Here is a 12,581-nt window from a genome sequence, read left to right on the forward strand (position 1 = left end):
CGGCTCGCCCCACGGCCAGGGGTGGGCTCGACACGGAGTGTTTATGGCGCAAGCAACCCCCTACAGCTATACCGAGCGCAAGCGGATCCGCAAGAGCTTCGGCAAGCGCGAGAGCGTTCTCAACGTTCCCTATCTGCTCACGATGCAGAAGGACAGCTACGTGGCCTTCCTGCAGAAGGACGTGGCCCCCGCCAAACGCAAGCCCGAAGGGCTGCAGGCGGCTTTCCTTTCGGCGTTCCCGATTGTTTCGCACAACGGTTTCGTCGAGATGAAGTTCCTCGAGTTCAACATTGCCAAGCCGCCGTTCGACACCCGCGAGTGCCAGCAGCGGGGGTTGACCTACGCTGCCGCCGTCCGTGCGCGGCTGCAGATGATCATCTATGACCGTGAGAGCCCGCAGGCCAAGACGGTCAAGGAAATCAAGGAGCAAGAGGTCTACATGGGCGAAGTGCCCCTGATGACCGACTACGGCTCCTTCATCGTCAACGGTACCGAGCGCGTCATCGTGTCGCAGCTGCACCGCTCACCTGGCGTGTTCTTCGAGCACGACAAGGGCAAGACGCACAGCTCGGGCAAGCTGCTGTTCAGCGCTCGCATCATTCCTTACCGCGGCTCCTGGCTGGACTTCGAGTTCGACCCGAAGGACATCCTGTACTTCCGCGTTGACCGCCGCCGCAAGATGCCGGTCACCATCCTGCTGAAGGCCATCGGCCTGAAGCCGGAACAGATCCTGGCCCACTTCTTCGTGTTCGACAACTTCCGCCTGATGGACGTTGGCGCGCAGCTCGAATTCGTCGCCGACCGCCTGAAGGGCGAAGTCGCCCGCTTCGACATCGTCGACAAGTCGGGTGCCGTCATCGTCGAGAAGGACAAGCGCATCACGGCCCGCCATGCGCGCCAGCTGGAGCAGTCCGGCACGCAGCACATCTCGGTGCCCGAGGACTTCCTGGTCGGCCGCGTGCTGGCCAAGAACATGATCGACGCCGACACCGGCGAGATCATTGCCAAGGCCAATGATGAACTGACCGACGCGCTGCTGAAGAAGCTGCGCCAGGCCGGCGTCAAGGAAATCCAGTGCCTGTTCACGAACGAGCTGGACGAAGGTGCCTACATCAGCCAGACGCTGGCCTCGGACGAGACCGAAACGCAGCTGGCCGCCCGCGTCGCCATCTACCGCATGATGCGCCCCGGCGAGCCGCCGACGGAAGACGCCGTCGAGGCCCTGTTCAACCGCCTGTTCTACAGCACCGACACCTACGACCTGAGCCGTGTCGGCCGCATGAAGTTCAACGCGCGCGTCGGCCGTGACACGCCCGAAGGCAACATGAACCTGTCCAACGAGGACATCCTTGACGTCGTCAAGATCCTCGTCGAGCTGCGCAATGGCCGCGGCGAAGTGGACGACATCGACCACCTGGGCAATCGTCGCGTGCGTTGCGTGGGCGAACTGGCCGAAAACCAGTACCGCTCGGGCCTCGCCCGCATCGAGAAGGCCGTCAAGGAACGTCTGGGCCAGGCCGAGACCGAAGCCCTGATGCCGCACGACCTGATCAACTCCAAGCCGATCTCCGCGGCGCTGAAGGAGTTCTTCGGTGCGTCGCAGCTGTCGCAGTTCATGGACCAGACCAACCCGCTGTCGGAAATCACGCACAAGCGTCGTGTTTCCGCTCTTGGCCCGGGTGGTTTGACCCGCGAGCGCGCTGGCTTCGAAGTCCGCGACGTGCACCCGACCCACTACGGCCGCGTCTGCCCGATCGAAACGCCGGAAGGCCCGAACATCGGCCTGATCAACTCGCTGGCGCTGTTCGCTCAGCTCAACGAGTACGGTTTCCTGGAAACGCCGTATCGCCGCGTTGTTGACGGTCACGTCACCGACCAGATCGACTACCTGTCCGCCATCGAGGAAGGCAAGTACGTCATCGCCCAGGCGAATGCGACGCTGAACACGACCGGCGAGCTGACGGACGAGCTGGTCTCGGCCCGTGAAAACGGCGAGTCGGTGCTGACGTCTCCTGAGCGCATCCAGTACATGGACGTGGCGCCGACGCAGATCGTGTCGGTCGCGGCTTCGCTCGTGCCCTTCCTCGAGCACGATGACGCGAACCGCGCGCTGATGGGCGCCAACATGCAGCGCCAGGCTGTGCCGGTGCTGCGCCCTGAGAAGGCTTTCGTGGGTACGGGGGTCGAGCGCGTGGCTGCGAAGGACTCGGGCACGGTGGTCGCGGCTCGCCGCGGCGGCGTCGTCGATTACGTCGACACGAACCGCATCGTGATCCGCGTGAACGATGACGAGACCGTGGCCGGTGAGGTCGGTGTCGACATCTACAACCTGATCAAGTACCAGCGTTCCAACCAGAACACCAACATCCACCAGCGCCCGATCGTGCGCCGTGGCGACAAGGTGGCGGCCGAGGACATCATTGCCGACGGCGCGTCCACCGACATCGGTGAACTGGCCCTGGGCCAGAACATGCTGGTCGCGTTCATGCCCTGGAACGGCTACAACTTCGAAGACTCGATCCTGATCTCCGAACGCGTCATCGCCGAAGACCGCTACACCTCGATCCATATCGAGGAACTGGTCGTCAACGCGCGTGACACCAAGCTGGGCGCCGAGGAAATCACCCGCGACATCCCGAATCTGTCGGAGCAACAACTCGGCCGTCTGGACGAGTCGGGCATCGTCTACGTCGGTGCCGAGGTGAACCCTGGCGACGTGCTGGTCGGCAAGGTCACGCCCAAGGGCGAGACGACGCTGACGCCGGAAGAGAAGCTGCTTCGCGCCATCTTCGGCGAGAAGGCTTCGGACGTGAAGGACACGTCGCTGCGTGTCGACCAAGGCACCAACGGCACCGTCATCGACGTGCAGGTCTTCACCCGTGAAGGCATCCAGCGCGACAAGCGCGCCCAGCAGATCATCGACGACGAGCTCAAGCGCTACCGCTTGGACCTGAACGACCAGCTGCGCATCGTCGAGAGCGACGCCTTCGACCGTATCGAGAAGCTGCTCGTCGGCAAGCTCGCCAACGGCGGCCCGCAGAAGATCGCCAAGGGCACGGCCATCGACAAGGAATACCTGGCCTCGGTCGAGAAGTTCCATTGGTTCGACATCCGTCCCGCCGAGGAAGACATCGCCAACCAGCTCGAGTCGATCAAGAACTCGCTCGACCAGACTCGCCACAGCTTCGACCTGGCTTTTGAAGAAAAGCGCAAGAAGCTGACGCAGGGCGACGAGCTGCCCGCTGGCGTGCTGAAGATGGTCAAGGTCTACCTGGCCGTCAAGCGCCGCCTGCAGCCTGGCGACAAGATGGCCGGCCGTCACGGCAACAAGGGTGTGGTGTCCAAGGTCACCCCGATCGAAGACATGCCCTACATGGCCGACGGCACGCCTGCCGACATCGTGCTGAATCCGCTGGGCGTGCCCTCGCGGATGAACGTGGGTCAGGTTCTCGAAGTGCATCTGGGCTGGGCCGGCAAGGGCATCGGCCAGCGCATCGGCGACATGCTGCAGCAGCACACCAAGGTTGCCGAGCTGCGCAAGCTGTTCGACCAGCTCTACAACCAGAGCGGTGGCAAGACGGAACGCATCGAAGACCTGACGGACGACGAAGTGCTGGAGATGGCCGCGAACCTCGCCAAGGGCGTGCCCTTCGCGACGCCGGTCTTCGATGGTGCCAAGGAAGAAGAAATCCGCGGCATGCTCAAGCTGGCGTACCCGGACGACATTGCCGCCAAGAAGGGCCTGACCGCTACGCGCACCCAGGCCTGGCTGTGCGACGGCCGCACCGGCGAGCAGTTCGAGCGCCCGGTCACCGTCGGCTACATGCACGTGCTGAAGCTGCACCACCTGGTGGACGACAAGATGCACGCCCGTTCGACTGGCCCGTACTCGCTCGTCACGCAGCAACCGCTGGGCGGCAAGGCGCAGTTCGGCGGCCAGCGTTTCGGCGAAATGGAAGTCTGGGCGCTGGAAGCCTATGGCGCCTCCTACATCCTGCAGGAAATGCTGACGGTCAAGTCCGATGACGTGAACGGGCGCACCAAGGTGTACGAGTCCATCGTCAAGGGCGAACACGCCATCGAAGCCGGCATGCCGGAATCCTTCAATGTTCTGGTCAAGGAAATCCGTTCCCTTGGCATCGACATTGAACTGGTCAAGAACTAAGGAGCAGATGCATGAAGGGACTACTCGACCTATTCAAGCAATTCACCCCCGATGAGCATTTCGATGCCATCCAGATCGGCCTGGCTTCTCCGGAGAAGATCCGCAGCTGGTCGTTCGGCGAGGTGAAGAAGCCCGAGACCATCAACTACCGCACCTTCAAGCCGGAACGCGACGGCCTGTTCTGCGCCAAGATCTTTGGCCCGATCAAGGACTACGAGTGCCTGTGCGGCAAGTACAAGCGCCTGAAGCACCGCGGCGTCATCTGCGAGAAGTGCGGCGTTGAAGTCACCCAGACCAAGGTCCGTCGTGACCGCATGGGCCACATCGACCTGGCCGCGCCCTGCGCGCACATCTGGTTCCTGAAGAGCCTGCCGTCGCGTCTGGGCCTGGTGCTCGACATGACGCTGCGCGACATCGAACGCGTGCTGTACTTCGAAGCGTATGTGGTCGTCGACCCGGGTATGACCCCGCTGAAGAAGTTCTCGATCATGAGCGAGGACGACTACGACGCCAAGCGCATCGAATTCGGCGACGAGTTCATCGCGCTGATGGGCGCCGAGGGCATCAAGAACCTGCTGCAGGAAATGGATCTCGACATCGAGATCGATCGCCTGCGCAACGACATGACCGGCTCCGAGCTCAAGGTCAAGAAGAACTCCAAGCGCTTGAAGGTCATGGAGGCCTTCAAGAAGTCCGGCATCAAGCCGAACTGGATGGTGCTGGACGTGCTGCCCGTGCTGCCGCCGGACCTGCGTCCGTTGGTGCCGCTGGACGGCGGCCGCTTCGCGACTTCCGACCTGAACGACCTTTACCGTCGCGTCATCAACCGCAACAACCGCCTGGCCCGCCTGCTCGAGCTGAAGGCCCCTGAGATCATCGTGCGCAACGAAAAGCGCATGCTGCAGGAAGCCGTCGACTCGCTGCTGGACAACGGCCGCCGCGGCAAGGCGATGACCGGCGCGAACAAGCGTGCCCTCAAGTCGCTGGCCGACATGATCAAGGGCAAGAGCGGTCGCTTCCGCCAGAACTTGCTGGGCAAGCGCGTCGACTACTCGGGCCGTTCGGTCATCGTGGTCGGCCCGACGCTCAAGCTGCACCAGTGCGGCCTGCCCAAGCTGATGGCGCTCGAACTCTTCAAGCCCTTCATCTTCTCGCGCCTCGAAGCCATGGGCATCGCGACGACGATCAAGGCTGCCAAGAAGGAAGTCGAATCCGGCACGCCGGTGGTCTGGGACATCCTCGAAGAAGTCATCAAGGAGCACCCGGTCCTGCTGAACCGTGCCCCGACGCTGCACCGCCTCGGTATCCAGGCTTTCGAGCCCGTGCTGATTGAAGGCAAGGCCATCCAGCTGCACCCCCTCGTCTGCTCGGCCTTCAACGCCGACTTCGACGGTGACCAGATGGCCGTCCACGTGCCGCTGTCGATCGAAGCGCAGATGGAAGCCCGCACGCTGATGCTGGCCTCCAACAACGTGCTGTTCCCGGCTTCCGGCGAACCATCGATCGTGCCGTCGCAAGACGTGGTGCTGGGTCTGTACTACGCGACTCGCGAACGCACCAACGGCAAGGGCGAGGGCATGATCTTCTCGGACATTCCCGAGATGATCCGTGCGCTGGAAAACGGTGCCGTCGAGATCACCGCCAAGATCAGCGTGCGTCTGGTCGAGTGGACCAAGGACAAGGACACGGGCGAGTTCGTGGCCGAGACCAAGCTAACGGACACCACCGTCGGCCGTGCTTTGCTGTCCGAGATCCTGCCCAAGGGCCTGCCGTTCTCGAACATCAACAAAGCACTCAAGAAGAAGGAAATCAGCAAGCTGATCAACACCTCCTTCCGCAAGTGCGGCCTGAAGGAAACCGTCGTGCTGGCCGACAAGCTGCTGCAAAGCGGCTTCAAGCTCGCCACGCGCGCCGGTATCTCCATCGCCATCGACGACATGCTGGTGCCCGCTCAGAAGCACACGCTGATCGAGCGCGCCGAGAAGGAAGTCAAGGAGATCGAGCAGCAGTACGTCTCGGGTCTCGTGACGGCCGGCGAGCGCTACAACAAGGTCGTGGACATCTGGGGCAAGGCCGGCGACGAAATCGGCAAGAAGATGATGGACCACCTCAAGGTCGAGAAGACCGTGGACCGTCATGGCAAGACCGTCGACCAGGAGTCCTTCAACTCGATCTACATGATGGCCGACTCGGGTGCCCGCGGTAGCGCGGCCCAGATCCGCCAGTTGGCTGGCATGCGCGGCCTGATGGCCAAGCCGGACGGCTCCATCATCGAGACCCCCATCACGGCGAACTTCCGTGAAGGCCTGAACGTGTTGCAGTACTTCATCTCCACCCACGGTGCTCGTAAGGGCCTGGCGGACACGGCGCTGAAGACCGCGAACTCCGGCTACCTGACGCGTCGCCTGGTCGACGTGACCCAGGATCTGGTGGTCATCGAGAATGACTGCGGCACCGACAACGGCATGGCGATGCGTGCCTTGGTCGAAGGTGGTGAAGTCATCGAATCGCTGCGTGACCGCGTCCTCGGCCGCGTCACCGCGATCGATGTTGTGCACCCCGAGACCCAGATTTCGCTGCTGGGTGCCAGCCACATGCTGGACGAAGACACGCTGGACGTGCTGGAAGCCGCTGGTGTCGACGAAATCAAGGTCCGCACGCCGCTGACCTGCGCCACACGTTTCGGCCTTTGCGCCAAGTGCTATGGCCGCGACCTCGGCCGCGGTGGCCTGGTGAACGTCGGTGAAGCTGTCGGCGTCATTGCCGCGCAGTCCATCGGCGAACCCGGCACGCAGCTGACGATGCGGACCTTCCACATCGGCGGTGCGGCGTCGCGTGCAGCGGTGGCCTCCAGCGTCGAAGCCAAGTCGGACGGCATCATCGGCTTCAACGCCACGATGCGTTACGTCACCAACGGCAAGGGCGAGCTGGTGGTGATTTCCCGCTCCGGCGAGATCGTCATTTCCGACCCGCACGGCCGCGAGCGTGAGCGTCACAAGGTGCCGTACGGCGCGATCCTGAACATCAAGGCCAGCCAGACCATCAAGGCCGGTGTGGTGCTCGCGAACTGGGATCCGCTGACCCGCCCGATCATCACGGAATTCGCCGGCAAGGCGAAGTTCGAGAACGTCGAGGAAGGCGTGACCGTTGCCAAGCAGGTGGACGAGGTGACCGGTCTGTCGACCCTGGTCGTCATCGACCCGAAGCGCCGCGGTGCGGCCAAGGTGATCCGCCCCCAGGTCAAGCTGTTGGACGCTGGTGGCCACGAGGTCAAGATCCCGGGTACCGATCACTCGGTGGCCATCGGCTTCCAGGTCGGCTCGCTGATCCAGATCCGCGACGGCCAGGAGCTGCTGCCCGGTGAAGTGCTCGCCCGTATCCCGGTCGAAGGCCAGAAGACCCGTGACATTACCGGCGGTCTGCCGCGTGTGGCGGAGTTGTTCGAAGCGCGAAGCCCGAAGGATGTCGGTGTGCTCGCTGAGCAGACCGGTACCGTGTCGTTCGGTAAGGAGACCAAGGGCAAAATTCGCCTGCAGATCACCGACCCGGACGGCAAGGCCCACGAGGAACTGGTGCCCAAGGAAAAGAACATCCTGGTGCACGAAGGCCAGGTGGTCAACCGCGGCGAGCTGATCGTCGACGGTGCCGCAGATCCGCAGGACATCCTGCGCCTGCTGGGCATCGAGGAACTGGCGCGCTACATCGTCGACGAAGTGCAGGACGTCTACCGTCTGCAGGGCGTGAAGATCAACGACAAGCACATCGAGGTGATCGTTCGCCAGATGCTGCGTCGCGTGATGATCACCAACCCGGGCGATTCGACCTACATCCTCAACGAGCAGGTCGAGCGTTCGGAGCTGCTGGATACCAACGATCGTCTGCGCAAGGAAGGCAAGATGATTGCCATCCACGCGGACGTGCTGTTGGGCATCACCAAGGCCTCGCTGTCGACCGATTCGTTCATCTCGGCCGCTTCCTTCCAGGAAACGACCCGCGTGCTCACCGAGGCTGCCATCATGGGCAAGCGCGACGAGCTGCGTGGCCTGAAGGAAAACGTCATCGTCGGGCGTTTGATCCCCGCGGGCACCGGCATGGCCTTCCACGAGGCGCGCCGCGTCAAGGAAGCCATGGACGACGCCGAGCGCCGTGCCATCGCGCTGCAGGAGGCCGAGGAGCTGGCTGCTGCACAGATGGCTGGCGTGGACGCTGGCGACAGCTCGGCTGAATAAGCCCCCGAGGGTTCTGCCCTCCGAAGCCGCCCCCGGTTCAAGCCGCGGGCGGCTTTTTATTTGGTGGGCTCATTCGAGCGACCAGCGTTCCGGCGTCACGATGAGCAGCCCGCGCGGCCGGGCGCGCTTGGCCAGCGCCAGCACGGCCTTGTCGCGTGAGATCAGCCAGCGCGCCCGGCTCGAGAGTGCCAGATCAATGAATTTCTGGTCGTCGGGGTCGCGGCAGACCAAGCGCGAGGCCAGGGGCTGGGGCTCGATGGTCTCGACCGGCTGCGCGTGGGCGTCGAACTGTGCCTCGATGAAGACCAGATCTGGCGCATAGCTCGCCGCGACGCCGCGACCCAGCACATGTCGGATCTCATCGCGCATGGGTGGCGCTACCAGCCAGCGCAACGTGCCCGAGGTGACCGCGGTGATCAAAGCCTGAATGCGTGAGTCGCGGAACACCAGCCAGTCCATCACGACCTGGGTGTCGATGACGATGGCCGGCTTGTCTGCAGCGGAAGACGGGAAGCTGGGTAAGGCGGCGGGCGGGGTGGAGGCGGCCATGTCGTCAGCTTACAGGGCATGGCGCATGCATCCGGGCAGACCCTTGTGCCGAATTCCCCGCCGGTCTACAATCCTCGGCTCTTTGCCTTTTGGGCGGCGCATTGCTGCGTGCCTAAAAATCAGCGAAGGCTCACAGACTTCAAACGGGAACAAGTCGTTTATGCCAACCATCAATCAACTGGTGCGCCACGGTCGAGAGGCCGAGGTCACCAAATCCAAGTCGCCTGCGATGCAGAATTGCCCGCAGCGCCGCGGTGTCTGCACCCGCGTCTATACCACCACGCCCAAGAAGCCGAACTCGGCTCTGCGTAAGGTCGCCAAGGTGCGTCTGACCAACGGTTTCGAGGTCATCTCGTACATCGGCGGTGAAGGCCACAACCTGCAAGAACACAGCGTTGTGCTCGTGCGCGGCGGCCGTGTGAAAGACTTGCCCGGCGTTCGTTACCACATCGTCCGTGGTTCGCTCGACCTGCAAGGCGTCAAGGATCGCAAGCAATCGCGTTCCAAGTACGGCGCGAAGCGTCCGAAGAAGTAAATCGTTTGTTCGGCTCAGTCAGCATTGACTGAACCAACGTTGTTGCGGCTGCTGAAATGTCAGTCAGCCGAGTAAGTGGATAACCCCAGATGTCGGTGGTTGTCCAACGGAGTCCGGCAAACGCCGCCTCCAACTGAAGCAGAAGGAAGAATCCCATGCCACGTCGTCGCGAAGTACCCAAGCGCGAAATCCTGCCGGACCCCAAGTTCGGCTCCGTCGATCTGTCCAAGTTCATGAACGTCATCATGGAATCGGGCAAGAAGGCCGTCGCTGAGCGCATCATTTACGGTGCCCTGGAGCAGGTCGAGAAGAAGATCGGCAAGGATCCGCTGGAAGTGTTCATGGTCGCCCTGAACAACGTGAAGCCCATGGTCGAAGTGAAGTCCCGCCGTGTCGGCGGTGCGAACTACCAAGTTCCCGTGGAAGTTCGCCCCGTCCGCCGGATGGCTCTGGCCATGCGTTGGTTGAAGGAGTCCGCCCGCAAGCGCGGTGAGAAGTCGATGGCCCAGCGCCTGGCCAATGAACTGCTGGAGGCCGCTGAAGGCCGTGGCGGCGCGATGAAGAAGCGCGACGAAGTTCACCGCATGGCTGAAGCCAACAAGGCTTTCTCGCACTTCCGCTTCTAAACTCACTGTCTTTCAGCCGCCTCGGGTTTCTACCAACCCGCTGGCGGCTCCTGTCTTCTGGAGCAAACCATGGCCCGCAAAACCCCCATCGAGCGCTACCGCAACATCGGTATCTCTGCGCACATCGATGCCGGCAAGACCACCACGACCGAGCGCATCCTTTACTACACCGGCGTGAACCACAAGATCGGTGAGGTGCATGACGGCGCCGCCACGATGGACTGGATGGAGCAAGAGCAAGAGCGTGGCATCACGATCACCTCTGCTGCCACGACCTGCTTCTGGAAGGGCATGGACCTGGCTCGGCCCGAGCACCGCATCAACATCATCGACACCCCCGGGCACGTCGACTTCACGATTGAAGTCGAGCGCTCGATGCGCGTGCTGGACGGTGCCTGCATGGTCTATTGCGCCGTCGGTGGCGTGCAGCCCCAGTCGGAAACCGTCTGGCGCCAGGCCAACAAGTACAAGGTGCCCCGCCTCGCGTTCGTCAACAAGATGGACCGCACCGGCGCGAACTTCTTCAAGGTCTACGACCAGATGAAGCTGCGTCTCAAGGCTAATCCGGTGCCCGTCGTCATCCCCATCGGCGCCGAAGACAAGTTCACCGGCGTGATCGACCTCATCAAGATGAAGGCGATCATCTGGGACGAAGCCTCGCAAGGCATGAAGTTCAACTACGAAGACATCCCGGCTGACCTGCAGGCCGAGGCCGTCAAGTGGCGCGAAAACCTCATCGAAGCCGCCGCTGAGTCCAGCGAAGAGCTGATGAACAAGTACCTGGAGTCGGGTGATCTGGACGAAGAGGAAATCGTCTCGGCCATCCGCAAGCGCACGATCGCCGCTGAAATCCAGCCGATGTTCTGCGGCACCGCCTTCAAGAACAAGGGCGTGCAGCGCATGCTCGACGGCATCATCGATTTCATGCCCTCGCCGGCTGACATCCCGCCGGTGCCTGGCACCGACGATGACGACAAGCCGGTCGTGCGCCAACGTATCGACGAAGAGAAGTTCGCTGCGCTGGCCTTCAAGCTGATGACCGACCCCTACGTCGGCCAGCTGACCTTCGTGCGCGTCTACTCGGGCGTGCTGAAGTCGGGCGACTCGGTCTACAACCCGATCCGCGGCAAGAAGGAACGCATCGGCCGGATCCTGCAGATGCACGCCAACCAGCGTGAAGAAATCTCGGAAATTCTGGCCGGCGACATCGCCGCCTGCGTGGGCTTGAAGGACGTCACCACGGGCGAAACCCTGTGCGACCCGGACAGCATCATCACGCTGGAAAAGATGGTCTTCCCTGAGCCCGTGATCTCGCAGGCCGTCGAGCCCAAGACCAAGGCCGACCAGGAAAAGATGGGTATCGCCCTGGGCCGCCTGGCCAAGGAAGACCCGTCCTTCCGTCTGCGCACCGATGAAGAGTCGGGCCAGACCATCATCTCCGGCATGGGCGAGCTCCACCTGGAAATCATCGTCGACCGCATGAAGCGCGAGTTCGGCGTGGAAGCCAACGTCGGCAAGCCGCAAGTGGCCTACCGCGAAACCATCCGCAAGACGGCTTCGGACGTCGAAGGCAAGTTCGTGCGCCAATCCGGGGGCAAGGGCCAGTACGGCCACGTCGTGCTGACCGTCGAGCCGCAGGAGGCTGGCAAGGGCTTCGAGTTCGTCGACGCCATCAAGGGCGGCGTGGTGCCGCGCGAATACATCCCCGCGGTCGAAAAGGGTGTTATCGACTCCCTGCCGAACGGCGTGCTGGCTGGCTTCCCGGTTGTGGACGTCAAGGTCACGCTGACCTTCGGTTCGTACCATGATGTCGACTCGAACGAAAACGCGTTCAAGATGGCTGCGTCCCTGGGCTTCAAGGAAGGCTGCCGCAGGGCTTCGCCGGTGATCCTGGAGCCGATGATGGCCGTGGAAGTCGAGACGCCTGAAGACTATGCCGGCAACGTGATGGGCGATCTGTCCAGCCGCCGCGGCATGGTGCAGGGCATGGACGACATGGTCGGTGGCGGCAAGGCCATCAAGGCCGAAGTCCCGCTGTCGGAAATGTTCGGCTACTCGACGACCCTGCGCTCGATGTCGCAAGGCCGTGCCACGTACACGATGGAGTTCAAGCACTACAGCGAAGCTCCGAAGAACGTGGCCGACGCCATCATTACCGCTCGCGGAAAGTAATGGTCTGGGGTTGGACCTGCGTAGCAGCTCCGACCCCACTGATTCAGAAGCCGGCGCGAGCCTGAGGCTTGCGCCGCCGTCTTCTCGTGGATCGCCCTGGGTTGCCAGTCACCAGGGATTTCCGGTTCACGAGGAAACGCAAAACCAACCGACTGGCAATGCTCTTTCTCTGGAGTCAAGAAAATGGCAAAAGGCAAGTTTGAACGGACCAAGCCGCACGTGAACGTGGGCACGATTGGCCACGTTGACCACGGCAAGACCACGCTGACCGCGGCAATCGCGACCGTGCTGTCCAAGAAGTTCGG

Annotated in this window: 7 protein-coding genes; 6 read left to right on the forward strand and 1 reads right to left on the reverse strand. The window is 62.7% G+C overall.

Going from position 1 to position 12,581, the window contains the following annotated elements; all coding sequences use genetic code 11:
- Nucleotides 1-43 precede the first annotated feature (43 nt).
- Both rpoB and rpoC read left to right on the forward strand, forming a co-directional pair.
- Nucleotides 44-4,165, forward strand: coding sequence for a DNA-directed RNA polymerase subunit beta (gene rpoB, locus ACXJLH_RS27155; protein ID WP_457447470.1), 4,122 nt, complete (start codon nt 44-46; stop codon nt 4,163-4,165).
- 11 nt (nt 4,166-4,176) lie between these two features.
- Nucleotides 4,177-8,394, forward strand: coding sequence for a DNA-directed RNA polymerase subunit beta' (gene rpoC, locus ACXJLH_RS27160; RefSeq protein WP_056194789.1), 4,218 nt, complete (start codon nt 4,177-4,179; stop codon nt 8,392-8,394).
- A gap of 69 nt (nt 8,395-8,463) precedes the next feature.
- On the opposite strand, the gene ACXJLH_RS27165 is transcribed toward rpoC, so the two are convergent.
- The gene (locus tag ACXJLH_RS27165) at nt 8,464-8,943 is read right to left on the reverse strand and encodes a putative toxin-antitoxin system toxin component, PIN family (protein ID WP_056194786.1); all 480 of its coding nucleotides are present in this window, start codon (nt 8,941-8,943) and stop codon (nt 8,464-8,466) included.
- 160 nt (nt 8,944-9,103) lie between these two features.
- On the opposite strand from ACXJLH_RS27165, the gene rpsL reads away from it, so the two are divergent.
- From rpsL to ACXJLH_RS27185, 4 genes are all read left to right on the forward strand, one after another.
- Nucleotides 9,104-9,478, forward strand: coding sequence for a 30S ribosomal protein S12 (gene rpsL / locus ACXJLH_RS27170; RefSeq protein ID WP_056194784.1), 375 nt, complete (start codon nt 9,104-9,106; stop codon nt 9,476-9,478).
- A 155-nt stretch (nt 9,479-9,633) separates the two neighbouring features.
- Nucleotides 9,634-10,104 (forward strand): 30S ribosomal protein S7, encoded by a 471-nt coding sequence (rpsG, locus tag ACXJLH_RS27175; protein ID WP_056194782.1) that lies wholly within the window; start codon nt 9,634-9,636, stop codon nt 10,102-10,104.
- A gap of 69 nt (nt 10,105-10,173) precedes the next feature.
- Entirely contained in the window at nt 10,174-12,276 is a 2,103-nt protein-coding gene (fusA, locus tag ACXJLH_RS27180) for an elongation factor G (protein WP_056194779.1), read from the forward strand.
- A 183-nt stretch (nt 12,277-12,459) separates the two neighbouring features.
- On the forward strand, nt 12,460-12,581 hold a 122-nt coding region (locus tag ACXJLH_RS27185; RefSeq protein ID WP_017454492.1), incomplete at its 3' end, for a GTP-binding protein.

This window comes from Roseateles sp. P5_E4 (genome assembly GCF_054049255.1).

Coding starts and splice junctions, on each gene's coding strand:
- rpoC (WP_056194789.1), top strand. CDS start 4,177: ATGAAGGGACTACTCGACCTATTCAAGCAATTCACCCCCGATGAGCAT.
- fusA (WP_056194779.1), top strand. CDS start 10,174: ATGGCCCGCAAAACCCCCATCGAGCGCTACCGCAACATCGGTATCTCT.
- rpoB (WP_457447470.1), top strand. CDS start 44: ATGGCGCAAGCAACCCCCTACAGCTATACCGAGCGCAAGCGGATCCGC.
- ACXJLH_RS27165 (WP_056194786.1), bottom strand. CDS start 8,943: ATGGCCGCCTCCACCCCGCCCGCCGCCTTACCCAGCTTCCCGTCTTCC.
- rpsL (WP_056194784.1), top strand. CDS start 9,104: ATGCCAACCATCAATCAACTGGTGCGCCACGGTCGAGAGGCCGAGGTC.
- rpsG (WP_056194782.1), top strand. CDS start 9,634: ATGCCACGTCGTCGCGAAGTACCCAAGCGCGAAATCCTGCCGGACCCC.